This window comes from Roseisolibacter agri (assembly GCF_030159095.1).
In the GTDB taxonomy this organism is placed as follows: domain Bacteria; phylum Gemmatimonadota; class Gemmatimonadetes; order Gemmatimonadales; family Gemmatimonadaceae; genus Roseisolibacter; species Roseisolibacter agri.
The window spans coordinates 297,693-320,793 of record NZ_BRXS01000006.1 but is presented as its reverse complement, the minus strand read 5'-3'; the positions used below and the strand labels follow the sequence as shown (position 1 = coordinate 320,793).

The following is a 23,101-nucleotide window of genomic DNA, read 5'->3' as shown; positions in this document are numbered from 1 at the left end:
CTGACCGCCGCGCCGTGCCGACCTCCCAGCTCCGACCCGAGCGCCTCGCGAGCGGCCGCCTGCTCGTGCGCAATGTCGGCCTCAACGCGCTCGGCTGGCTGCTGCCGGTCGTGCTGGCGCTGGGAGCGATCCCGGTGCTCGTGCACGCGCTCGGCACCGAGCGCTTCGGCGTGCTCAGTCTCGCGTGGACGATGGTCGGCTACTTCAGCCTCTTCGACCTCGGGCTCGGGCGCGCGCTGACGCAGCTCGTGTCGGAGCGTCTGGGCCGCGAGGCGCACGACGAGCTGCCGGCGCTGACGTGGACCGCGCTCTGGCTCATGGCGCCGCTCGGCATCGCCGGCGGCCTCGCGATCGCGCTGCTCGCGCCATGGTTGGTGACCGGCGTGCTGAAGATCCCGGCCGCGCTGCAGGCCGAGAGCGTGCGCGCGTTCCAGATCCTCGGCCTGGCGATCCCCTTCACGGTCTCGACGGCGGGCTTCCGCGGCATCCTCGAGGCGACGCAGGACTTCGCGCGCGTCAACGCGCTGCGCGTTCCGCTGGCGCTGCTGACCTTCCTCGGCCCGCTCGCGGTGCTGCCGTGGTCCGCGACGCTGCCCGCGACGGTGGGCGTGCTGGCGCTCGGGCGCGCGCTGCTCTGGTGGGCGCACGTGGTGCAGTGCCGCCGCGCCTTCCCGCCGGTTCGTCACGTCGTCGCGCCCCACCGTGCCATGGTGCGCCCGCTGCTCGCGGTCGGAGGGTGGATGACCGTGAGCAACGTCGTCAGCCCGCTCATGTACTCGCTCGACCGCTTCGCGGTCAGCGCCGTCCTCTCGATCGCGGCGGTGACGTACTACGCGACGGCGTACGAGGCGGTGACGCGGCTCTGGATCGTGACGTCGGTGCTGCTGCCCGTGCTCTTCCCGGCGCTCGCGGTCGCGGTGCAGCGCGACCGGGCGCAGGCGGCGCTCCTGCTGGACCGCGGTGGACGCGCCGGGCTGCTCGCCGTGTTCCCGGCGGCGCTCGCGATCATCGCGCTCGCGCCCGAGTGGCTCGGCGTCTGGCTCGGCGCCGACTTCGCGCGGCACGCGGCGCCGCTCGCGCAGGGGCTCGCGGTGGCGGTGTTCATCAACATCGCCGGCCAGATCGCGTACACGCTCCTGCAGGCGACCGGGCGCGCGGACGTCACCGGCAAGCTGCACCTCGTCGAGCTGGTGCCGTATCTGGGCGCGCTCTGGGCGCTCCTGCACGGACTCGGCGCGGTGGGCGTCGTCGTCGCATGGGGCGCGCGCGTCGCCTTCGACACGGCCGCGCTGCTCTGGATGGGCGGGCGCGTGGTTCCCGAGGCGCGCGTCGTGCTGCGACGACTCGCGGTGCTGACGCTCGTCGGCACGCCGCTCCTGCTGCTGCCTGCCTTCCTGCCGACGCGCGCGCTGCGCGTCGCCTACGCGGTCGCCGCGCTCGTGGCGTTCGCGGTCGTCGTGTGGACGCGGCTCGTGGCGCCGGACGAGCGCGCGCTGGTGCAGGCGATGATGCGCGCGCGCGTGCGGCGCGGCGCGCCCGCGGTCACCGACGCGGCCTGAGCGCCGGCTCGCGCGCGATCAGACGGCGCGGAAGAGGAACGCGCCCTGGTCGCCGCGCCGCGCCGCGTTCGCCCGCCGCGCGAAGCGACGCCCGCGCTGCTTCGCCAGCCACCCGACCTCGCGCGCGCCGGCGCTCAGCGTGACGTCGCGGCGATACAGCTCGCTTCCCCAGACCTGAATGGCCTCGGAGTCGTGGCGGCTCGCGTCGAGCGCGAGACCGACCTCCGCGGCCAGCGCCACGAGCCCGCGCTCCGACGGGATCACGAGATGCCGCGGCGCGTCCAGCTGCACCCAGCGATCGGCGTAGCGCTCCAGCGCCCACGACGGCGCGAGCGGGACGCGGACCAGGCAGTGACCGCCCGGTGCGAGCAGCGCGCGCATCGCGGCGAGCGTCTCGCGCGGCGCCGGCACGTGCTCCAGCGCGTGGTGGATCATCACGAGGTCGAAGGCGCCGTGCGCCTCGCGCGCGAGCTGCTCCACGGTCGATCGTCGCAGGGACACGCGCCCGACGCGCGCGTCGCCGCCCAGGAACGGATCGACGCCGGTGAGGTGCGCGTAGCCCGCCGCGTCGAGCGCGCGGAGCAGCGCGCCGCCGCCACTGCCGACGTCCAGGATGCGCGCGGTAGCCGTCGCGCCGGCGCGCGCGAGCCACGCGTGCATGCCGGCGGTGGGCGGTGGCGCGACCATCGCGGCCGCCCGCCCGACGATGCCGTGCCCCGTCACGCCGTAGCGCGACGCCGCCGCCTTGATCCGCGCGACGAGGCCCCCGTCGTCGCCACCGTCGAAGCTGTAGTAGCCGCTAGGGTAGTACGGCGCGAGATCGGCGGGCGGGTCGAGCAGCTGCAGCGACCCGCACGCCGTGCACGTCGCGTAGGTGAACGAGCCCGGAAGCCCGAACTGCCGTTCGCGCGCCTCGAGGCGCGCGCCCCACGCGCGCGCGCCGCACACCAGGCAGGCCACGGCGTCGCTCGCCGTCGCCTCGCTCATCGCGGCTCGACGGCAAGCCCGAACGTCAGGTTCGTGACGTCCACCGTGCGCCGTCCACCGGGATTGGCGCTGCCGTTCTGGAACAGGTAGTTGTAGCGCCGCGCCCATGTCGCCTCGCCGCGCAGGTCGAAGGCGCGCGTGCCGTACGTCGCGCGCGCGCCCAGCAGCGTGCTCACGTCGTGGCGCAGGAACGTCGGGTTCTGCTGCTGGTACAGCGCGTCGTTGTTCCAGCGGATGCGGCCGAGGAGCAGGCCGAGCGAGGTGCGCCGCGTCACGTGGTCTGCGGCGAGCCACTGCGCGGAGCCGCCGGGCCCGATCGCGGCGCCCAGGAGCTGCCCGCGGTTGGTGTAGCCCTCGCGCGTGGCGAGGCCGGTGTAGAATGGCGCCGGCTGTGGGCGATCGCGGATCGCCAGCGACTGCTCCGTGTCGGTCAGCTCCGCCTGCACGCGCACCGCGCGCCCGCCCGCGCCCAGCGGGCGCAGCACGCGCGCGCCGAGCGTGAACGCCTGCCCGTCGTGCGGCACGAGGAAGAAGTCGCGGACCGAGCGCGGCGTGCCGCTGCGCGCCCACTCGCCGTACAGCTCCGTGCCCTCCTCGGGCAGGCGCCAGCGCGCGAAGAATCCCGTCAGCTGGTCACCGCGCGGCCGTGCGTCGCCGTCGGGCGTGGGGCTCCAAACCGTCACCGCGTCCGCGAAGTGGCCGAGGAACTCCCCGTCGCGGTCGATCGACGTCACCACGGTGCGCGCGACGCCCAGCGTGAGGTTCGGCACGCGCGCCGGCCGCAGCGTCGCGGCCACGCCGCTGAAGGCGCGCTGCGTGTCGAGGAGCTCCGCATCGAGGTAGATGGATGGCGTCAGCACGCCCGCCAGCGCGCGCGCCTCGACCTCGCCGAGCCACGTGCGCACGGGCCGGCGCGTGCGCGCGAAGAGGTGCGGGAAGCCTTCCGCGCTCGGGCCGAGCACGAGCGCGTTCCACTGGCCGGGGCCCCACCACGAGTTCTCGCTGCTCGCGCCCACCTCGGCGCCGCCGACGCGTACCGCGAGCGTGGACTGACCGGGCGTGAGGCGCGCGAAGCGGCGGTCGCCAAAGCGCGTCGGCAGGTCGATCGACGCACGCCCCACGTAGAACGGTGAGGCGAAGGGGCTGTGTCCCGCCGAGTCCAGCGCGCGGAACTCGAACGGGTCGTTCGCCGCGACCGCCAGCTCGGGCGCGAGCACCAGCCGCACGCGGCCCGCGCGCAGCTCGGCGCCTGCGCGCACGAGCGCGGACGCGCCGCGTCCCGCCCACGCCGCGCCGTCGTTGAGGCCATAGGGCAGGGCGGAGTTGTACGCGATGCGGAGCACGGGAGCGACCACGCGCAGCCCCGACGGCGCGGAGTCCGGGTTCGCGGTGCCGGAGCGGAGCAGGTAGCCGTCGGTGCGCGCGTCGCCCTTCAGCTGCGCGTCGCGGGCGCGGTCGTCGCCGGCGCCGACCAGCGGACGCAGCGTCGCCCACGCGGGAGCGGGACGCGCCGGGCGTTGGCCGTGGACGACGGGCGCGACGCCGGCCAGCAGGACGACCGCCGTGACCACCCGCGTGCCCGCGCTAGATTCACGCGGTCCCCGCGGCCGGCCCGCCGTCCGCTCGTGCGCTCGCTTCCCGGTTGCCTCGTCGTGCATCGTCCTCGCGTCGCGGTTGCGTCGTCCGTCGTGCTGTCTGCCGCCGTGCTCGCGCTTCCACGCGCGCTCGCCGCGCAGCGGCCCGCGCTGCGTCCCTCGTGGCAGGAGGCCGCCGTGGGCAGCGAGCTCGAAGCGTACCTCCGCGCGCTGCAGCTGGACTCGGGCGCGGCGCCCGTCGCGCTCACCGTGCGTCCGCTCCCACCCGCGGAGCTGCTGCGCCTCGCGCGCAGCGCGGCCGCGCATCCGTGGCGCGCCCGCTTCGGTCGCCCCGACTCGCTGCCGGCGCGCGGAATCTACTGGCTCCGCCCGACCGTGCGCATGGTGTACGGCAGCGCGTTCCCGATCGAGTCGCCCGAGGACGGGCCGGTGTGGGCGGGCCGCGGGGCGACCGTCGCGATGCAGGGTGGCGTCGGACTCCTCGCGGGTCCGCTGCACGTGCGCGTCGCCCCCGTCGCCTTCCGCGCGCAGAACGACGCCTTCCCCCTGTACGACGAGCGTCGCGCGGGTGATGCGCGCTTCCGCGATCCGCTGGAGCCGGAGTTCGTCGACAACCCGCAGCGCTTCGGCGCGGGCGCGTACCAGCGCGTGGACCTCGGCACCTCCGAGGTGCGGCTGACGGCCTTCGGCCTCACGGCGGGTGGCAGCACCGCGCCCCTCGCGTGGGGCCCGATGACGCGCCACCCGCTGATGCTCGGCGGACAGGGCCCCGGCTTCCTGCACGCGTTCTTCGGGACCGCGCGCCCGCTGTCGATCGGCATCGGCCGCGTGCACGGCGCGCTGATCGCGGGGCGCATGGACGAGAGCCCCGTCTCGCCGATCGGCTTCTCGACCCCGTACCGCGGCGCGCACGCCATGCTCGTGGCGTTCACGCCGCGCGGGCTCGAAGAGCTGGAGCTCGGCGCGACACGCTTCTTCCACCGCCCGTGGCGCGGCTACCGCGGCGCGCGCGAGGACCTACTGCTGCCGCTGCGCGGCTTCCTGTTCAAGGCGGGGAACCTCGAGATCGACGATCCCGAGAACCCGAAGTTCGACGTGCAGAACGAGCTCGCGAGCCTCTACGGACGCTGGCGGCTGCCGCGCGCGGGCGTCGAGGTGTACGGCGAGTACCTCCGCAACGACGCGGCGCTCGACATCCGCGACCTGATCGTGGAGCCCGACCACGCGTCGGGCTACGGGCTCGGGCTGCGCAAGGCGCTGGCCCGCGACTCGGTGCGGCGCACGCTGGTGTGGGGGGAGCTCGTCAACGCGCGGCTCTCGCACATCGACCGCGTGCGGCCGCAGGCGCGCCTCTACCAGCACAGCCAACTGGTGCAGGGGCACACGCAGCGCGGGCGCCCGCTCGGCTCCACCGCCGCGATGGGCGGCGCGGGCGCCAGCGTCGGCGTGGACCACTACACGCCGCGCGGGCGCGTGAGCGCGGACCTGAGCCGCGTGCTGCGCCTGTCGTCGCTGCGCGAGGGCGCCGCGTCGCCCGACTCGGTGGACGTGCAGTACGCGCTCACGTCCACCGCCACGCTCTTCCGCGGCCCCGTCGACCTGCTGGGCGGCGCGACCCTCGTGTACGAGCTCAATCGCAACTACCGGCGCGACGCGGTGGGGCTGCGGCTGCAGGCCGGCGCCCGCGTCGCCTGGTAGGCGATGCCGGTCAGTTGCGCCGGATGGCCACGTACGCGAACACCAGCGCGCTGATCACGCCCACGATCTGCGAGATCGCGGTCAGCGTCTGCCCGACGTTCTCCGGGATCGGCTCCACGGGCCGGGCGGGCACGTAGACGCGCGCGCCGGGCAGCGGATCGGGCACGTCGTCCGGCAGCCAGCGCCGGCGCCGCACGCCCGCCACCTTGCCGTTCGGCTGCGTCACGTACGCGCGGGAGACGTCGGCGCGCGCACCGCGGCCGCCGGCGGCCTGGATGTAGTAGTCGAGGTTCGCGCCGGGCACGAAGGGCACGGACGTCGGCGCGTTGACCTCGCCGTCCACGATCACCAGCGGCACGCGCGGCGCGACCACGATCGAGTCGCCGTCGACGAGCGGCAGGTTCTCGCGGCTCCGCGCGTCGCGCAGCACGCCGCGCAGGTCCACGCCCACGCGCCCCTGGCGCTCGCGGTGGCGGAAGAACTCGACGCCGTTCGGGTCGGCCTCCGGGGTCGTGCCCCCCGCGCGCGCGATCACCTCGCTCAGCCGCTCCGTCTTGGAGCGCAGCGCGTAGCGGCCCGGATAGCGCACCTCGCCGCCGAGCCAGACGCTGCTCTGCAGCGCGAAGTCCGGCTGGCGGAGGATCAGCACCTGGTCGTACGGCTCCAGCGTCACCTCGGCCGCGCCGCTCGCCGGCGCGGGCACGCCCGGCGGCGCATCCACGTCGCCGCCCGGGCCGCGCTCGCTCACGTACGTCGAGTCGAGCGGCACGCGTACCGTGGTCGCCGTGACGCCGTTGGCGCGGCTCTCGGGCAGGCGCGCGACCTCCGCCTCCGTGAGCAGCGCGCCCTCCTCCAGTCCGCCCGCGAGCAGCGTCAGGTCGCGCAGCGTCATCCCCTCGCGGTACCTGAAGCGGCCGCCCTTCTTCACGGCGCCGGCGATCGCGACGTAGCGCTCCGGCCGGAACGCCGTCGTCGAGAAGACCTGGATCTCGTCGTCCTCGCGCAGCTCCAGGTCCTGCAGCACGGCACCGGAGGTGTCGCGCAGCATCGCGCGCAGCTGCACGCGCGTGGAGTCGGGCTGCAGGCGCGCGACGAGCACGCGGCCGAGGTACGTGTCGGGCTTCACGCCGCCGGCGGCCCGGAGCGCGTCCGAGAGGCGCATGCCGGGCCGGTAGCCCTGCGGCCCGGGCGTCCAGACGTTGCCGACGATGGTGAGGCGGTTGCGCACGCGCTCCGCGATGCGGAAGACGCGCACGACGTCGCCGTTCACGAGGGGCAGGGCAGGCGCCGCGGCCTCCGCCGCCACGTCCACCGTGAGGCGGTCGCGCCCGCCCTCGGCGCGCTGCGCGGGCGGGACGATGCGGTCGATCTGGATGCGCCGCGGCGCGGCGAGCGCGGTCAGCCCGCCCGCGCTGCGCATCAGGTCCGCCAGCGTCTCGCCGGGCTTCAGCTCGTACGTCGCGGGGCGCAGCACCTCGCCGACGGCGCGCACGCGGGCCAGGCGCGGCGGCACGAACACCACGTCGCCCGACTCGAGCCGCACGTCCCCCGACGCGTCGCCGCGGATCAAGTAGTCGTAGACATCGAGGGTGCCGGCCACGCGGCCACCGCGGCGCACCTCGATGCGCCGCAGCGAGCCGGCCTCCGTCGGACCGCCCGCCGCGTAGAGCGCGGTGAGCGCGGTCCCGGCGCTCGACACGCGATAGCTGCCCGGCTGCTCGACGTCGCCCGCGACGAACACCTGGAGGCTGCGCAGCTGCACCACGGAGAGCGAGAAGCGCGTCGTGCCGCCGCCGCGCCGCACCCCCGAGTACACGCGGCCCAGTCGCTGGTAGAGCAGGTCGTCGACCTGCGCCAGCGTCATGTTCGCGACGAACAGCTGCCCGACCTGCGGGATGACGACGAAGCCCTCGCGCGTGACGGTCAGCGGATACGCCTGCTCGACGTCGCCCGTCAGCAGCAGCATCAGGCGGTCGCCCGGCCCGAGCCGGTAGTTGCGATCGACCGGGCCCGCGAGGTTCGCGTCGAACAGCGACGTGCCGTTGGCGAACAGGTCGAGGCCGAAGATCGCGAGCCCGCTGTCGCGCTGCGCGCGCAGCTCGCGGCGGCGCCGCTCGCGCGCGAGCGAGTCGCGCTCCGCGGCCGCGTCGCCGTAGTAGCGGCGGCGCACCGAGTCGACGGCCGCGCCGCGCGTCGTGTCGGGGAGCCGCGCCGGATCCGTGAGGCGCAGCGTGTCCACCGGCAGCGTATCGGGCAGGAAGTCGCGCGCGCCCGTGCGGAGGCCGGTCGGACGCCGCACGCGTCGCGTCGAGTCCTGGCCGAAGCGCCCGCCCAGCGAATCGCCCTGCGCCTGACGCAGCGCATCCAGCTCGTCCTCCTCCGCCAGGCCGAGGATCTCCATCGCCTCGAGGAGCTCGGCGCTGGAGGGCGCGGCGGCGCCCGTCGCGCGGCGCCCCGCGCTCCCGGGCAGGTAGGCGTCGAGCATCGACTCCGAGTAGCCCTCGGCGCGCAGGCGGGCGCGCACCTGGTCAGGCGTCATGCCGCTGCTGCGCAGGCGCTGCTGGAGCTGCGTCTGCAGGTCCGGGCGGCTGCGGAGGATCTCCTCCGCCTGTCCGGGCGTGGGCCGCGCCGGCGACTGCGCGCCGGCGAAGGGGGCACAAACGAAAAGGGCCGCAGCGGTGAGCAGCGGCCTAGCGAGGCGCAGACGCATGTCTTCGGATTGCTCTCGTAGCGACGGATCGTCGCGAGGGGAGGAGTGGGCGCACAGGGACTCGAACCCCGGACCTCTGCTGTGTGAAAGCAGCGCTCTAACCAGCTGAGCTATGCGCCCGAACGCACGCCGGCGAGCCAGCGGTGCGGACCCGGATTGTAAGCGGCCGAGGCCGGGAACGGAAGTGTCTCGCGCCGTTCGGCGACGCGCGCCGCGCTCGTGCGATCCAAGTGGGCCCTGTGGGATTCGAACCCACGCGCTACGGATTATGAGTCCGCTGCTCTAACCGCTGAGCTAAGGGCCCCGACCGAGCCAACCTACTTCGTGAGCGCCGGCTCGACGAGCGTCACGCCGCCCGTCGCGGCCGCCTCGTGCGCCGTGAACAGGTCGTACGCCTCCAGCACCTCGGCCGCGCTCACCGACTGCGCGCCGAGCTTCCCGACCTCCACCCCGGCCGCGAAGTTCGCGACCACTGCGGCCTCCTGCGGCGTCGCGCCCGCGCCCAGCATCACGGCGAGGAACGCGGTGACGGTGTCGCCCGCGCCCACCACGTCGTACACCTCGCGCGCCGTCGTCGGCACCCGGAACGGCTCGCCGGCACCCGACAGCAGCGCCATCCCGTGCTCGCCGAGGGTGAGCAGCAGGTGCTCGACGCCCAGGCGCTGCAGCGTCGCGGGGAGCGCCTCGGGGTGCGCGAGGTCCACCGCCGCGCCCAGCGCCGCCTCCAGCTCGCGGCGGTTCGGCTTGAACACCGTCGCCCCGCGGAACGCGAAGAAGTTGCGGAACTTCGGGTCGACGACGACCGGGATGCCCGCCGCCCGCGCCATCGCGATCGCCTCGCCGATCACGCCGGGCACGAGGACGCCCTTGTTGTAGTCCTCCAGGACCAGCGCGGTCGCGCCCTCGAGCGCCGCGCGCACCGCGTCGAGGACGCGCGCCACGTCGGCATCGTCGAGGTCCGCGTCGTCCTCCTCGTCGAAGCGCACCACCTGCTGCGCGCGCGCCAGGACGCGCGTCTTGGTGGTGGTGGGCCGCCCCACCTGCACCAGCGCCTCCGTGTCCGCGCCGATCGCGCCCAGCATCCCGCGCAGGCGCGTGCCCGCGACGTCGTCGCCGACGGCCGCCACCAGCGCGCACCCGGCGCCCAGCGCCGCCACGTTCTGCGCGACGTTGGCCGCCCCGCCCAGCGCGTCCTTCCGCTCGCGCACGCGCACCACCGGGACCGGCGCCTCCGGGGAGATCCGTTCCACGTCCCCCCGCAGGTAGACGTCGAGCATCGCGTCGCCGACGATCACGACGCGCTGGGCGGGGGCGGCGGCGAGGAGGGCCTCGAGGCGGGCGCGGGAGAGGGGGACGGACATGGGCGGGAACGCTATCCGGGCCGGCCGGGAGGGTCAACGCGAGGCGCCGCGCGTCGTCGCGCGTCCTCACGCGCACCCCCGGCGCCCTTACGCCACGGCTCGCCACGGGCACGGGGCTTGCCCTTCCGCGGCGCAGCCGGCCTCCGGCGCCCCCTTCGCTCCCACGCGTGACCGCACTCGCCGCCCGTCTGAACGCGGCCGCCCAGGGCACTGTCCTCGGCGTCCAGAACTACGTCCGTCTGGCGTGGAACGCGATCCGCTTCGTGTTCGCGCGCCCGTTCTACGCGGGCGACCTGGTGCAGCAGATGGATGCGATGGGCGTGCAGTCGCTCGGCATCGTCCTGCTGACCGGCTTCTTCACGGGGATGGTGCTCGCGCTCCAGTCCTCCGTGCAGCTGCGGACGTTCGGCGCCACGCAGTACATCGGCAGCCTCGTCTCCGCCTCCATGATCCGCGAGCTGGGGCCCGTGCTCGCGGGCCTCATGGTCGCCGGCCGCGTGGGCTCCGGCGTCGCCGCGCAGATCGGGTCGATGAAGGTCACCGAGCAGATCGACGCTCTCAACACGCTCGGCACGGACCCGATCAAGAAGCTCGTCACGCCCCGCGTGCTCGCGGGGCTGATCATGCTGCCCATCCTGACGGTCATCAACGACATGGTCGGGATCCTCGGCGGCAACCTGATCGCCCGCGTCTACGTGGGGCTGCCGAGCACCTTCTACTGGCGCACCGTGTGGGAGCAGATCGCCGGCGGCGGCTTCTCCTTCGGCTACGTCCCGAACGACTTCATCCAGGGGCTGATCAAGCCGTTCGTGTTCGGCGGCATCATCGCCACGACGGCGTGCTATCACGGGCTCGCGACCACCGGCGGCACCGAGGGCGTCGGCATCGCCACGACGCGCACGGTGGTGTCGGCGAGCATCGCGATCCTGATCAGCGACTACTTCCTGACGCAGATCCTCCTCTCGGTGCTCGGCACGTGAGCCCTCGCGACGACGCCACCGACGCCCGCGAGGGCCAGCGCCGCAGCGACGGACGCCCGATGGACGAGACGGCGGAGCGCCGCGTGCGCCAGACGATCCGCGACTCGCTCCACGACGGCACCACGGCGGAGCGGCCGCGCGCCGAGGATCCGGGGCCCGCGGCCGGCGCGATCATCGAGCTGGAGCGCGTGTTCCTCGGATTCGGCGAGAACCAGATCCTCGAGGACGTGTCGTTCCTCGCGCAGCGCGGCGAGACGATCGCCGTCGTCGGCGAGTCGGGCACCGGCAAGTCGACGACGCTCAAGCTGATCCTGCGCCACCTGCAGCCCGACAGCGGCCGCGTCTACGTCGACGGCGAGGACATCGCGTCGCTGTCGTTCCAGGAGGCGCTCCGCGTCCGCAAGCGCATGGGGATGGTGTTCCAGGGCGCGGCGCTGTTCGACTCGATGACCGTCTACGAGAACGTCGCCTACCCGCTGCGCGAGCACACCGAGTACGACGAGGACGAGATCGAGCGGCGCGTGCGCGAGAAGCTGGAGTTCGTGGACCTGGAGCCCGACCGCGTGATGGAGCAGCTGCCGTCGGAGCTCTCGGGCGGCATGCGCAAGCGCGTCGGCGTCGCGCGGGCGATCGCGAACGACCCGCAGATCATGCTCTACGACGAGCCGACCTCGGGGCTCGATCCGCTGACGACGGGCACGATCACGCGGCTGATCATGAAGCTCCAGCGCGAGCTGCACGTCACCAGCATCGTCGTGTCGCACGACATCCGGTCGGTCTTCCGCATGGCCAGCCAGGTCGCGGTGCTGGCGGACAAGCACATCCGCTTCTTCGGCACGCCCGAGGAGATGGCCGCCAGCGACGACCGCTACATCCAGGACTTCCTGGGCGGCTTCTAGCCCATGCCCCTCTCATCCACGTCCGAGCCCCGAGCGCCGCATGCGCCGTAACAGCGTCATCACCTGGGAGCAGCTCCGCGTCGGCGCGGTGATCCTGGTCGCGCTCGCGATCCTCGGCTTCGGCGGCTACAAGCTGGGCGAGGCGGCCAACCTGTTCGGCGACCGCTACAAGCTGATCGCCTTCATCCCGAACGCGAACGGGCTGCGCGTGGGCGGCTCGGTGACGGTCGCCGGGCAGCTGGTCGGCAGCATCACCGACATCCAGTTCCTCGCGCCCGACGCCGACACGACGCGCAACCTGCGCGTCACCGTGGAGCTGAGCGAGGACGTGCGCGAGCAGATCCGCGCCGACTCGCGCGCCAAGCTGCGCACGCAGGGCCTGCTGGGCGACAAGGTGTTCGACATCTCGCCCGGCACGCCGCGCTACGCCGTGCTGACGCCCGGCGACACGCTGCCGCTCGCGCCGTCGCTCGACTACGACCAGATCATCGGCCAGGCGTCGGGCGCGGTCGGCGACGTCGTCGGGCTCACCAAGGACCTGCGCGGCATCACGGGCGGCATCGCCAAGGGCGAGGGCACGGTCGGCCAGCTGGTGACGAACCGGCTGCTGTACGACGAGCTCACGACGACGCTCACGCAGACGAACGCGCTGCTGCGCCGGATGCAGAACCCGAACGGCACCGTCGGCCGTCTGCTCGAGGACCCCGCGCTCTACGCGAACCTGGTGCGGGTCACGGGCACGCTGGACACGCTCACGAACCAGATCGCCCGCTCGGAGGGCACGGTCGGCCGCCTGCTGCGCGACGACTCGCTCTACGTGCGCATGCTCGGCATCACCGCCGGCGCCGATTCGCTCATGAAGCTGATGACGCAGGGGAACGGCATGGCGGCGAAGCTCCTGACGGATCAGCAAGGCTACGACCAGCTCAACCGCGCGCTGACGGAGCTGAACGCGATCCTCGCCGACGTCCGCCGCAACCCGGGCCGCTACACGAAGGGGCTGATCAAGGTCTTCTGAGGCGGCGTCGCGGCCGGGCGCGTCGCACCGCTGCCGGCCGGGTGCAGGGGGTCGTTAGCTTGTTCGCATGCGTACCCTCACGCTCGACGTCGTCGCCACGCGCGGGGGCGTCGTCGAATCCCGGCACCGGGTGCACGCCGCGGCGGTCGACGCGAGCGGCCGTCTCGTGGCGGCCGCCGGCGACCCCGAGACGGTCACGTTCTGGCGCTCGTGCGCCAAGCCGTTCCAGGTGATGCCGTTCGTCGAGGACGGCGGGTTCGATCGCGTGGGGTGGGGCGACGACCAGCTGGCGCTCGCCTGCGCCTCGCACGGCGGGGAGCCCGAGCACGTCGCCATCGCCGCCGGCATGCTCGCCTCGCTCGGTCTCGAGGAGGGCGACCTGGCGTGCGGCCCGCACGAGCCGCTCGCCGCGCGCGGCGCCCGCGTCCTCCGCGAGGCGGGGCTGCGCCCCACGCGCCTCCACAACAACTGCTCCGGCAAGCACGCGGCGATGCTCGCGCGCGCCGTGGCCGAGGGGTGGCCGCGGGAGGGGTACGAGCGCGTGGAGCACCGCGTGCAGCGCGCCTGCACCGAGGCCGTCGCGCGCTGGTCCGGCGTCCCGAGCGAGCGCATCGCGTGCGCGGTCGACGGCTGCGGCGTCGTGGTCTACGCCATGCCCCTCGACGCGATGGCGCGCGCGTACGCGCGGCTCGGAGCCGCGTACGCGGCGGGCGACGACGTCCCCGCGCGCATCGTGCACGCCATGCGCACGCGTCCATTCCTCGTGGGCGGGACCGACCGCTTCGACACCGTGATGATGGAAGAGACCGACGGCGAGCTGCTGGTGAAGATCGGCGCCGAAGGGGTGCACAGCGTGGCGGTGCCCTCGCGCGGGCTCGGGCTGGCCGTGAAGGTCGAGGACGGCGCACAGCGCGCGCAGTATCCGGCGGTGCTCCGCCTGCTGCAGGCGCTCGACGTGCTGCCCGAGCGGCTGACGCCGCGCCTCGCGGAGTTCCTCACCAAGCCCGTGCGCAACACGCGCGGCGAGGTGGTCGGCGAGCTGGTGCCCGCCGCGTGAGCGCGTCCGACACCGGCGCCGCGCGTCGCCAGGAGCCGGCGCGCGTCGCCACGATGGGGTCCGAGGCGTCGTCCGATGCGATGCTCGGGGCGCTCGATGCGCCGACGCGGGCGCTCGTGCGGCTGGCGGCGATCATCGCCGCCAGCGACGAGGCGACGATGCGCGCCGCCCTCGTGAAGGCCGCGGCGGAGATCCCGGGCGAGTGGGTCGAGGAGCTGATCCTGCAGAGCTACCTGTTCGCGGGCTTCCCGCGCACGCTCAACGCGATGCGCGAGTGGCGGCGGGCGTCCGGCCGCAAGGCGCCGAAGGACGATCCGGGCGCGCACATCGACGCGGCGCCACAGTGGGCGGCCGACGGCGTCGAGACCTGCGCGGCGGTGTACGGCCCGTTCTACGAGCGGCTCCGCCCCAACATCGCCGCGCTGCACCCCGCGCTCGACATGTGGATGATCGTCGACGGCTACGGCAAGGTGCTGTCGCGCCCGGGGCTCGACATCGTGCGCCGCGAGCTGTGCGTGATCGCGGTCTGCGCGGTCGGCCGCCAGGATCGCCAGCTCCACTCGCACCTGCACGGCGCGCTGCACGTGGGCGCGTCCGCGCAGCTCGTCGAGGAGGCGCTCGACGCGCTCGCCGACCTCATGTCGCCGGACGCCCTCGCGCACGCGCAGCACCTCTGGTCGCACGTCCGCGCGACGCAGCACGCCACCTGACGCCCACGGCGCTCACCACCGCACTCCCGATGTTCATCGATCGCGTCGTCGTCCAGGTGGAAGCCGGCACCGGCGGCTCAGGCGCCAGCTCCTTCCGCCGCGAGAAGTTCGTCCCGATGGGCGGCCCCGACGGCGGCGACGGCGGCCGCGGCGGCGACGTCATCGTCCGTGCCGACCGCAACCTCGCCACGCTGCTCGACTACACGTACCGCGACGCCTGGCGCGCGGAGCGCGGCGAGCACGGGTCGGGCTCCAACAAGACCGGCCGCTCGGGTGCGGACGTCATCATGCCGGTGCCGCCGGGCACCGTGATCCGCGACGCGACCACGAACGAGTTCCTGGGCGAGCTGGTCGAGGACGGGCAGCAGATCACGATCGCGCGCGGCGGCCGCGGCGGCCGCGGCAACGCGAAGTTCGCGACCGCCACCCACCAGGCCCCGCGCGAGTGGGAGCCGGGCGAGGAGGGGGAGGCGCGCTCGATCGAGTTCGAGCTGAAGCTCATCGCCGACGTCGGCCTCGTCGGCCAGCCCAACGCCGGCAAGTCGACGCTCCTCTCGGTCATCTCGGCCGCCCGCCCGAAGATCGCCGACTATCCCTTCACGACGCTCGCACCAAACCTCGGCGTCGTGCAGATGACGGGGCAGCGCACCTTCGTCGTGGCCGACATCCCGGGCATCATCGAGGGCGCGGCGGAGGGGAAGGGGCTCGGGCTCCAGTTCCTCCGGCACATCGAGCGCACGCGCGTCCTCGCGTTCATGATCCCGATCGACGCGATGGACTGGCAGGCGGAGTACGACCAGCTGCGGCGCGAGGTCTCCACCTACTCCGCGGAGCTGGCCGCCAAGCCGCACTGCGTCGTCTTCACGAAGCTCGACCTGCTGGGCGAGGACTACAAGCCGCCCATCGAGGCGCCGGGCAGCTTCGGATCGTTCGCGATCAGCGCCGCCGCGCGCGAGGGCCTCGAGGAGCTGCTGAGCGGCTGGTGGGGGCAGCTGCAGGGGATGCGCAAGGAGCAGGAGCGCCGCGCGACGACGACGCTCGAGCTGCCGTAGCTCGCGCCGGCGCGCCCGGAGTCGACCGCGATGACCACGCTCCCGATCGCGGGCGACCACCCCCCGGCGCCCGACGACCGCCGCCTCGCGCTCGCCCTCGCGTGCGCGCCCACGGTCGGCCCGGTGCGCTTCCGCGCGCTGCTCGCCCGGCACGACGGACGCGCCGGCCGCGCGCTCCGCGAGCAGGCGCCGGCATCGAGCGCACGCGCCGCCCTGCTCGACGAGGCGGAGGAGCGCCTGCGGCGCGCTCGCGTGGCCGGACTCGCGCTGACGCTGCTCGGGGAGCCGGACTATCCCGCGTCGCTGTACGACCTGCCCGACGCCCCGCCCGCGCTCTGGTACGCGGGTGACCTGTCACACGTCGCCGCACCCGCGGCGGCGCTGGTCGGGATGCGTGCGCCCTCGGCCTACGGGCTGCGCTGCGCCCGCGCCATGGCCGCCGCCCTCGCCCGCGCTGGCGTCGTGGTCGTCAGCGGCATGGCGCGCGGGATCGACGGCGCGGCGCACGAGGCGGCGCTCGACGCCGGCGCGCCCTCGATCGCGGTCCTGGGTACCGGCGCGAACGTCGCCTACCCGACCGCCCACCGGGCGCTGCACGCGCGGCTCGTCCGCGATGGCCTCGTGCTCTCCGAGGCGCCACCCGGCGCCGTCGCGACGCCGGGCGCCTTCCCACGCCGCAATCGCATCATCGCGGCGCTGGCGCGCGTCACCGTGGTCGTCGAGGCGGGCGTGAAGAGCGGCGCGCTGATCACGGCGGGCGTCGCGGCGGACCTCGGTCGCACGGTCGCGGCGGTCCCGGGACCGATCGACGTCCCGGGCGCCGCGGGCGGCAACGCGCTGCTCCGCGACGGCGCGCAGCTCGTCGCCACGGTGGACGACGTGCTCGCGCTGGCAGGCGTCGCGGCCCGGCCCTCCACGGCGGCGGCTGGTCGGGCTCCCGCCGTCGCGCCGGCCGGCCTCGGCCCCGACGAGCGCGCGCTGTGGGACGCGCTGTGCGCTCCAGCGCCGGGCGCGGACGCGCTCGTCGAGCGGACCGGCCTCCCGGTGAAGCGCTGCATCACCGCGCTGACCGCCCTGGAGCTGGCCGGCCTCGTCGAGAGCCGCTGGAGCGGCGAGATCGCGCGGCGCTGAGCGCGCACCCTCGGAGGCCCAGAGGGGTACATTGCCGGGCCCGGAAGCCCGCCCCGCCGTCCGCCGTCCTTGCGCCACGTCTACGTCCACGTCCCCTTCTGCGCGCGCCGCTGCTCGTACTGCGACTTCGCCATCGCGGTCCGCGCGCGCGTGCCCGTGGACGAGTACCTCGGCGCCCTCGAGGGCGAGCTCACGCTCCGCCTGGGCCCTGCGCCGTCCACCGACGCGCGCCCCGAGATCGACACGCTCTACTTCGGCGGCGGCACCCCGTCGCGCCTGGGCGCCGAGGGCGTCGCGCGCGGGGTCGCGCTGGTCACTCGCTGGTTCCGGCTCGCGGACGGGGCGGAGGTGACCATCGAGGCGAATCCGGACGACGTGACGGCCGGTGCGGTCGCCGCCTGGCGCGCCGCCGGGGTGAATCGCCTCTCGCTCGGCGGCCAGACCTTCGACGAGGCGGCGCTGCGCTGGATGCACCGCACGCACGACGGCGGGCAGACAGCCCGCGCCATCGAGACGGCGCGCGCCGGCGGCATCGACGACCTCTCGCTGGACCTGATCTTCGCCCTGCCGTCCGAGGTGCCGCGCGACTGGGAGGCGGATGTCGCGCGCGCCCTCGCGCTCGGGCCCAGCCACCTCTCGCTCTACGGGCTCACGGTCGAGCCCGGGACGCCGCTGGGCCGCTGGGCCGACCGCGGCGAGGTCGGCGAGGCCGACGAGGACCGCTACGCGGCCGAGTTCCTCCACGCGCACGAGGCGCTCGCGGCCGCGGGCTATGAGCACTACGAGGTGTCGAACTTCGCGAAGCCCGGAAAGCGCGCCCGCCACAACTCCGCTTACTGGTCGGGCGCGCCCTACCTGGGCCTCGGTCCGTCCGCGCACGGCTTCGATGGGACCGAGCGCCGCTGGAACGTCGCCGCCTACGCCTCCTGGGTCCGCGTGGTGGCCGAGGGGCGCGATCCCGTCGAGGGGCGCGAGACGCTCGACACCGAGATGCGGACGGCCGAGTCGGTCTACCTTGGCCTGCGGACGACCGACGGGCTCGTGCTCGACGCGTCCGAGGTCTCGCGCGCCTCGCGCTGGCAGGAGGCCGGGTGGGCGGAGCGCATCGGGGATCGGCTGCGGCTCACCGCGCCGGGCTGGCTGCGGCTCGACGCGCTGGCGGCGGACTTGACGGTCGCCCGAAGTCGTTCCTAGGATTGTACTTATGTCGTCCAACGAGCTCTCCGAGCGGGAGCGCCGCGTGCTCGAGGCGGTCATCCAGAGCTACGTCGCCACCGCCGAGCCGGCCGGGTCGCGCATGATCGCGCGCGGGTTCGGCCTCGGCGTGTCCGCCGCGACCATCCGCAACACGATGAGCGACCTGGAGGCGAAGGGGTTCCTCTACCACCCCCACACCTCCGCCGGCCGCGTCCCGACGCACAAGGCGTATCGCCTGTACGTCGATTCGCTGATGCACGTCGCCCCGCTCGACGCGCTCGGGCAGGCCCGGCTGAAGGAGGAGCTCGCCGGCGCCTCGACCATCGAGACGATCCTCCGGCGCGCGGCCCAGTCGCTCGGCGTCCTCACCCAGGAGCTCGGAGTCGCGGTCAGCCCGCGCTTCGAGGAGGCGGCGCTGCGGCGCATCGACCTCGTGCGTCTGGCCAGCGACCGCGTCCTCATGGTGCTGACGCTCGACCGCGGCGCGATCCGCACGATCTTCGTCGAGGTCCCCGGAGAGATCGCCGAGGACGCGGTGAGCGAGGTCGCGCGCGTGCTGACCGAGCGGCTGGCCGGCCTGACGCTGCGCGACGTCTGCGCGACGCTCCCCGAGCGCCTGCGCGACGCCACGCCGCGCCCCGAGGCGGAGGAGCTGCTGAACATCTTCATCTCGGGCGGCGGACAGCTGTTCGACCGCGCGACCAGCGACGACGGGCAGGTCGTGCTCGGCCAGCCATCGCTGCTGGCAGAGCAGCCGGAGTTCGCGTCCGGCGAGCGGCTGCGGCGCCTGCTGGAGCTGACCGAGACGCGCGACGAGCTGGCGGTGCTGCTGCGCCAGCGCGAGGGCGCCGCCGGCCTCTCGATCACCATCGGCAGCGAGCACGGCGATCCGCGGCTCGACCCGTTCACGGTCGTGACGGCGGAGTACCACGCGGGCGGGCTGTCGGGCGTCATCGGCGTCATCGGCCCCACGCGCATGCCCTACGAGAAGGTCGTCTCGCTCGTCAGCCACACCTCGCGGCTGGTCTCGGACCTGCTGCACTGAACCGAAGCGTCGAGCGTGTAGCGTCGAGCGTCGAGGGACGCCGCGCCATCCGCTCGACGCTCGACGCTCACCGCTCGACGCTCACACGATTCCATCCCGTCCGCGGGAGCACATAGAAGAATGGCCGACCTCTACGAACAGCTCGGCGTCGCGCGCGATGCGTCCGACGACGACATCAAGAAGGCGTACCGCAAGCTCGCGATGCAGTGGCATCCCGACCGCAACAATGGGTCGAAGGACGCCGAGGAGCGCTTCAAGCTCATCACCGAGGCGTACGACGTGCTGCGCGATCCGCAGAAGCGCGCCGCGTACGACCGCTACGGCGACGCCGCGTTCCAGCGCGGCGGGATGGGCGCGGGCGGCATGGGCGGCATGCACCACGTCGACCTGTCGGAGGCGCTGAACATCTTCATGCGCGACTTCGGCGGCTTCTCCGGGCTGGGCGACCTGTTCGGCCAGCAGGGCGGCCGCGGCGCCGGCCCGCGCACGGGCGGCGACGTGAAGATCGGCATCCCGCTGACGCTCGCGGAGGTCGCGACCGGCGTCGAGAAGACGGTCGTCGCGAAGCTGCTGGACGGCTGCGACAAGTGCGAGGGGAGCGGCGCGGAGCCGGGCTCGAAGCCCGAGCGCTGCACCACGTGCGCGGGCACCGGCGAGGTGCGGCGCGCGCAGCGGTCGTTCTTCGGGCAGTTCGTGAGCGTCGCGCCGTGCCCGACGTGCGCGGGCGAGGGCACCGTCATCGCCACGCCGTGCAAGAAGTGCAAGGGCGACGGACGCGTGCGCGCCGAGAAGACGATCAAGGTCGGCATCCCGGCCGGCGTCGCGACGGGGCAGTACATGACGCTGCGCGGGCAGGGCAACGTCGGTCCGCGCGGCGGCCCGCGCGGCGACGTGATCGTGCTGTTCGAGGTCGAGGAGGACGAGCGCTTCGAGCGCGACGGCGAGGACCTCTACACCGAGGTGCTGCTGAACTACGGGCAGCTCGTGCTCGGCGCCGACGTGATGGTGCCGGGCGTGACGGGCGAGCTCTCGCTCCGCGTGCCGTCGGGGACGCAGAGCGGGCAGGTCTTCCACCTCAAGGGCCGCGGGCTGCCGCGCGTGAACGCGAGCGGCGTCGGCGACCTGCACGTGCGCGTGCAGCTCTGGACGCCCGAGAAGCTCTCGGCCCGCGAGGAGCAGCTCGTGCGCGAGCTCGCGGAGCTGCAGGCCGCCGCGCCCACGAGCGGCCGCTCGAAGGGCTTCTGGTCGAAGATGAAGGAAGCGCTGGGCGCGTGAGCAACGCCTCCGACAACCGCCCCTGGTTCGCCGTCCGCGCGCGTCCGCGCGGCGGCGCCGAGGCCGCGCAGGCCGTCGTCGCCGCGCTGTTCGCCGCAGGTTCGCAGGGCGTGCAGGAGGACGGCGACACGGTCCTCACGCAGTTCCCGCCCGACGCCGACGTCGAGGCGATCCGCGCCGCGGTGCTCGACGCCGACCCGAGCGCCGACGTCGCCATCTCGCCCGCCGATCCCGTCGACTGGACCGAAGGCTGGAAGGCGCTCATCGGCGCGCACGAGCTGGGCGGCCTCGCGGTCGTCCCGCCGTGGCTGTCGGAAGGACGTGATCCGGAGACGACGATCGTCATCGATCCGGGCATGGCGTTCGGCACCGGCGACCATCCGACCACGCGCGGCGTCGTGCGGCTGATGCAGGGCGTCGTGCGCGCGGGCGACGTCGTCGCGGACCTCGGCGCCGGCAGCGCGGTGCTCGCGATCGCGGCGGTGAAGCTCGGCGCCGCGCGCGTCGCGGCCATCGAGTACGACCGCGACGCGATCGAGAACGCCGAGGAGAACGTCGTGCGCAACGGCGTGGCCGGACGCGTCACGGTCGTCGAGGGCGACGCGAACGTGCTGCTGCCGCTCGTCGCGCCGGTGCGGCTGGTGCTCGCGAACATCATCTCGAGCGTGCTCGTGGAGCTGATGCCCGCCATCGACGCCGCGCTCGCACCGGACGGCGACGTGATCCTCAGCGGCATCCTGTGGGAGGAGCGCGACGCGATGCTGCGCGTGATCGCCGCGCGCGGCTGGCGCGCGGTGGCCGAGGATCACGAGGACGTGTGGTGGAGCGTCCGCTGCGTGCGGGCGTGAGGGCGGCGTCGTGAGCGCGCGCGTCGCGGCGCCGACGGTCGCGACCTTCGTCGCGCACGAGCCGCTCGTCGCCGGCGCGCAGCTCACGCTCGGCGAGGACGCCGCGCACCACATGCGTGTCCGTCGGCTGGACGTCGGCGACGCGGTCGCGCTGCGCGACGGGGCGGGGCACTCGGGCGAGGGCCGGCTCGTGCGGCTCGCGAAGAGCCACGCCGTCGTGGAGCTGGGCGCGGTACACGAGCACGCGCCACCGCCGCCCGTGCACCTCGTCGTCCCGGTCGCCGACCGCGACCGCATGCTCTGGCTGGCCGAGAAGGCCGTGGAGATCGGCGTGGCGAGCTGGCGACCGGTGCTCTTCCGCCGCTCGCGCAGCGTCGGTGCGCGCGGTGAGGGGCCGGCGTTCCAGGCGAAGGTGCGGGCGCGCATGCTGGCCGCCCTCTCCCAGAGCGAGGCCGCGTGGCTCCCCCACCTGCACCCGGACGCCCCGCTGGAGCGGGTCATCGCCGCCGCGCCTGCGGGTGCGCGGTGGGTGTGCGACCCGGAGGGAGAGCCGCTGATCGCCGGGTCGGTCGCGCCCGAGGAGGCGGCGACCGTGGTCGTCGGGCCCGAGGGCGGGCTGGAGCCGGACGAGCTGGCCGCGCTGCGGGAGGCGGGCTTCCGGCCGGCCGCGCTCCCCGGCAACATCCTGCGCTTCGAGACGGCCGCCGTCGTGGCGGCCGCGCTGGCCCGGGCGCTGGTGGAGCGCGCGGGCCCCGCGCTTCCCTGACCACGGCCTCCGCCGCGAGAGCCCGTTCCATGTCCGATAGCTGCCTCTTCTGCCGCGTGGTCCGCGGCGAGATCCCCGCGACGCTGGTGGCCGAGACGGCGGAGTGCGTCGCGTTCCGGGACATCAACCCGCAGGCGCCGCTGCACGTGCTGGTGATCCCGCGCGAGCACGTCGCGTCGCTGAACGAGGCCACCGACGCCGCGCAGCTCGGGCGGCTGTCGCTCCTGGCGGCCGAGATCGCGCGCCGCGAGGGCTACGCCGAGACCGGGTACCGGACGGTCGTGAACACGGGGCCGCAGGCGGGGCAGACCGTGCACCACGTCCACCTGCACCTCCTGGCGGGGCGCGACCTGCGCTGGCCACCGGGCTGACCGCCCCGGCCCGCCGGGTTGCTCGGGCTCCCGGGCCCCCCTAGCTTCCCCGGCCGCTTCACCACCAGCCGGCGCGCCAACGCCACGAAGGGGGGAGATCGGTTTTGGAAATCGTCATCAACGACGACGAGAACGTCGAGCGGGCGCTGCGTCGCTTCAAGCGCATGGTCCTGAAGGCGGGCATCCTCGCGGACGTCCGCAAGCACCAGCGCTACGAGAAGCCCAGCGAGCGCCGCAAGCGCGAGCGCGAGCAGGCCGCGCGCAACTCGCGCCGCCGCAGCGGCACGCGCGCCTGATCGCGGCCACCTGACCGGAGACCCCATGTCGGACCTGGCCGATCGGCTGCAGCAGGACCTGAACGACGCCCGCAAGGCGCAGGACAAGGCGCTCGTGCTGGTCCTGGGCACCGTTCTCTCGGACGTCAAGAACAAGCGGATCGAGCTCCGGCGCGATCCGGCCGACGAGGACGTCGTGGACGTGCTCCGCAAGGGCATCAAGCGGCGGCGCGAGTCGATCGACATGTACGACAAGGGGAACCGGCCGGAGCTCGCGGCCAAGGAGCGCACGGAGCTGGAAGTGCTGGAGCGCTACCTCCCCCCGGCCGTGAGCGACGACGAGCTGCGCGCCGCCGTGCGCGCGGCCATCGCCGGCGGCGCCGCCAACATCGGCGCCGTGATGGGCAGGGTGATGCCGCTCTTCAAGGGGCGCGTGGACGGGAGCGCGATCAACGCCATGGCGAAGGCCGAGCTGGCGAAGTAGGGCCCCCGACCAGTACGGCTGCGGGCTGCGGACTGCGGGTCTGGACGACGGGGCATCCCGGGGTCCGACCCGCAGTCCGCAGC

21 protein-coding genes and 2 tRNA genes are annotated in these 23,101 nt (G+C 74.3%); 17 read left to right on the top strand and 6 right to left on the bottom strand.

The genetic code is table 11. The features are described 5' to 3' along the window. Positions 1–14: 14 nt before the first annotated feature. A complete protein-coding gene (locus rosag_RS19810) occupies positions 15–1,559 on the top strand; it encodes a flippase (protein ID WP_284351903.1) in 1,545 nt (514 codons plus the stop codon). Positions 1,560–1,577: 18 nt separating this feature from the next. On the opposite strand, the gene rosag_RS19805 is transcribed toward rosag_RS19810, so the two are convergent. Both rosag_RS19805 and rosag_RS19800 read right to left on the bottom strand, forming a co-directional pair. Continuing rightward, complete coding sequence (locus rosag_RS19805; RefSeq protein ID WP_284351902.1) at positions 1,578–2,546, bottom strand: class I SAM-dependent methyltransferase; 969 nt, start codon at positions 2,544–2,546, stop codon at positions 1,578–1,580. Further along, positions 2,543–4,117, bottom strand: a complete 1,575-nt coding sequence (locus rosag_RS19800) for a capsule assembly Wzi family protein (RefSeq protein ID WP_284351901.1) — start codon at positions 4,115–4,117, stop codon at positions 2,543–2,545. Before rosag_RS19800 ends, rosag_RS19805 begins: the two co-directional genes overlap by 4 nt. A gap of 132 nt (positions 4,118–4,249) precedes the next feature. On the opposite strand from rosag_RS19800, the gene rosag_RS19795 reads away from it, so the two are divergent. Continuing rightward, on the top strand, positions 4,250–5,839 hold the full coding sequence (locus rosag_RS19795; protein ID WP_284351900.1) for a capsule assembly Wzi family protein: 1,590 nt from the start codon (positions 4,250–4,252) through the stop codon (positions 5,837–5,839). A 10-nt stretch (positions 5,840–5,849) separates the two neighbouring features. Here rosag_RS19795 and rosag_RS19790 read toward each other — a convergent pair whose 3' ends face one another. From rosag_RS19790 to rosag_RS19775, 4 genes are all read right to left on the bottom strand, one after another. Further along, positions 5,850–8,549: an SLBB domain-containing protein gene (locus tag rosag_RS19790; RefSeq protein WP_284351899.1), complete on the bottom strand. Its 2,700-nt coding sequence runs from the start codon at positions 8,547–8,549 to the stop codon at positions 5,850–5,852. A 46-nt stretch (positions 8,550–8,595) separates the two neighbouring features. Then, positions 8,596–8,669: transfer RNA gene (locus tag rosag_RS19785), tRNA-Val, on the bottom strand. A 111-nt stretch (positions 8,670–8,780) separates the two neighbouring features. Then, positions 8,781–8,853, bottom strand: a tRNA-Ile gene (locus rosag_RS19780). Positions 8,854–8,866: 13 nt separating this feature from the next. Continuing rightward, on the bottom strand, positions 8,867–9,910 hold the full coding sequence (locus rosag_RS19775; RefSeq protein ID WP_284351898.1) for a bifunctional heptose 7-phosphate kinase/heptose 1-phosphate adenyltransferase: 1,044 nt from the start codon (positions 9,908–9,910) through the stop codon (positions 8,867–8,869). 167 nt (positions 9,911–10,077) lie between these two features. Between rosag_RS19775 and rosag_RS19770 the strand changes: the two genes are divergently transcribed. The 15 genes from rosag_RS19770 (at position 10,078) to rosag_RS19700 (ending at position 23,018) form a co-directional block, all read left to right on the top strand. Further along, positions 10,078–10,890, top strand: coding sequence for an MlaE family ABC transporter permease (locus rosag_RS19770; protein WP_284351897.1), 813 nt, complete (start codon positions 10,078–10,080; stop codon positions 10,888–10,890). Continuing rightward, positions 10,887–11,789: an ABC transporter ATP-binding protein gene (locus tag rosag_RS19765; protein ID WP_284351896.1), complete on the top strand. Its 903-nt coding sequence runs from the start codon at positions 10,887–10,889 to the stop codon at positions 11,787–11,789. Before rosag_RS19770 ends, rosag_RS19765 begins: the two co-directional genes overlap by 4 nt. Before the next feature lie 40 nt (positions 11,790–11,829). After that, positions 11,830–12,807 (top strand): MlaD family protein, encoded by a 978-nt coding sequence (locus rosag_RS19760; protein ID WP_284351895.1) that lies wholly within the window; start codon positions 11,830–11,832, stop codon positions 12,805–12,807. Between the two features lie 67 nt (positions 12,808–12,874). Further along, on the top strand, positions 12,875–13,864 hold the full coding sequence (locus rosag_RS19755; protein ID WP_284351894.1) for an asparaginase: 990 nt from the start codon (positions 12,875–12,877) through the stop codon (positions 13,862–13,864). After that, positions 13,861–14,574: a carboxymuconolactone decarboxylase family protein gene (locus tag rosag_RS19750; RefSeq protein ID WP_284351893.1), complete on the top strand. Its 714-nt coding sequence runs from the start codon at positions 13,861–13,863 to the stop codon at positions 14,572–14,574. Before rosag_RS19755 ends, rosag_RS19750 begins: the two co-directional genes overlap by 4 nt. Before the next feature lie 29 nt (positions 14,575–14,603). Beyond that, positions 14,604–15,626 carry a GTPase ObgE gene (gene obgE, locus rosag_RS19745; RefSeq protein WP_284351892.1) on the top strand — a complete coding sequence of 341 codons (1,023 nt, stop codon included), beginning with the start codon at positions 14,604–14,606 and terminating at the stop codon, positions 15,624–15,626. A gap of 30 nt (positions 15,627–15,656) precedes the next feature. Further along, the gene (gene dprA / locus rosag_RS19740; RefSeq protein ID WP_284351891.1) at positions 15,657–16,757 is read left to right on the top strand and encodes a DNA-processing protein DprA; all 1,101 of its coding nucleotides are present in this window, start codon (positions 15,657–15,659) and stop codon (positions 16,755–16,757) included. A gap of 69 nt (positions 16,758–16,826) precedes the next feature. After that, entirely contained in the window at positions 16,827–17,951 is a 1,125-nt protein-coding gene (hemW, locus tag rosag_RS19735) for a radical SAM family heme chaperone HemW (RefSeq protein ID WP_284351890.1), read from the top strand. A gap of 10 nt (positions 17,952–17,961) precedes the next feature. Continuing rightward, a complete protein-coding gene (gene hrcA, locus rosag_RS19730) occupies positions 17,962–18,999 on the top strand; it encodes a heat-inducible transcriptional repressor HrcA (RefSeq protein WP_284351889.1) in 1,038 nt (345 codons plus the stop codon). Between the two features lie 120 nt (positions 19,000–19,119). Further along, entirely contained in the window at positions 19,120–20,274 is a 1,155-nt protein-coding gene (gene dnaJ / locus rosag_RS19725) for a molecular chaperone DnaJ (protein WP_284351888.1), read from the top strand. Then, positions 20,271–21,122, top strand: coding sequence for a 50S ribosomal protein L11 methyltransferase (locus tag rosag_RS19720; RefSeq protein ID WP_284351887.1), 852 nt, complete (start codon positions 20,271–20,273; stop codon positions 21,120–21,122). The genes dnaJ and rosag_RS19720 overlap by 4 nt, the downstream gene beginning before the upstream one ends. Before the next feature lie 10 nt (positions 21,123–21,132). Beyond that, complete coding sequence (locus rosag_RS19715; protein ID WP_284351886.1) at positions 21,133–21,888, top strand: RsmE family RNA methyltransferase; 756 nt, start codon at positions 21,133–21,135, stop codon at positions 21,886–21,888. A 29-nt stretch (positions 21,889–21,917) separates the two neighbouring features. Continuing rightward, positions 21,918–22,259, top strand: a complete 342-nt coding sequence (locus rosag_RS19710; protein ID WP_284351885.1) for a histidine triad nucleotide-binding protein — start codon at positions 21,918–21,920, stop codon at positions 22,257–22,259. Between the two features lie 104 nt (positions 22,260–22,363). Continuing rightward, on the top strand, positions 22,364–22,555 hold the full coding sequence (rpsU, locus tag rosag_RS19705; RefSeq protein ID WP_284351884.1) for a 30S ribosomal protein S21: 192 nt from the start codon (positions 22,364–22,366) through the stop codon (positions 22,553–22,555). A 25-nt stretch (positions 22,556–22,580) separates the two neighbouring features. Continuing rightward, positions 22,581–23,018, top strand: coding sequence for a GatB/YqeY domain-containing protein (locus tag rosag_RS19700; protein WP_284351883.1), 438 nt, complete (start codon positions 22,581–22,583; stop codon positions 23,016–23,018). Positions 23,019–23,101: the final 83 nt, after the last annotated feature.

Bases quoted from the DNA above. Each gene is read 5' to 3' on its own strand.
- hrcA (WP_284351889.1), top strand. From the start codon at position 17,962: ATGTCGTCCAACGAGCTCTCCGAGCGGGAGCGCCGCGTGCTCGAGGCG.
- rosag_RS19760 (WP_284351895.1), top strand. From the start codon at position 11,830: ATGCGCCGTAACAGCGTCATCACCTGGGAGCAGCTCCGCGTCGGCGCG.
- rosag_RS19790 (WP_284351899.1), bottom strand. From the start codon at position 8,549: ATGCGTCTGCGCCTCGCTAGGCCGCTGCTCACCGCTGCGGCCCTTTTC.
- rosag_RS19700 (WP_284351883.1), top strand. From the start codon at position 22,581: ATGTCGGACCTGGCCGATCGGCTGCAGCAGGACCTGAACGACGCCCGC.
- dprA (WP_284351891.1), top strand. From the start codon at position 15,657: ATGACCACGCTCCCGATCGCGGGCGACCACCCCCCGGCGCCCGACGAC.
- rosag_RS19710 (WP_284351885.1), top strand. From the start codon at position 21,918: ATGTCCGATAGCTGCCTCTTCTGCCGCGTGGTCCGCGGCGAGATCCCC.
- rosag_RS19805 (WP_284351902.1), bottom strand. From the start codon at position 2,546: ATGAGCGAGGCGACGGCGAGCGACGCCGTGGCCTGCCTGGTGTGCGGC.
- rosag_RS19775 (WP_284351898.1), bottom strand. From the start codon at position 9,910: ATGTCCGTCCCCCTCTCCCGCGCCCGCCTCGAGGCCCTCCTCGCCGCC.
- obgE (WP_284351892.1), top strand. From the start codon at position 14,604: ATGTTCATCGATCGCGTCGTCGTCCAGGTGGAAGCCGGCACCGGCGGC.
- rosag_RS19755 (WP_284351894.1), top strand. From the start codon at position 12,875: ATGCGTACCCTCACGCTCGACGTCGTCGCCACGCGCGGGGGCGTCGTC.
- dnaJ (WP_284351888.1), top strand. From the start codon at position 19,120: ATGGCCGACCTCTACGAACAGCTCGGCGTCGCGCGCGATGCGTCCGAC.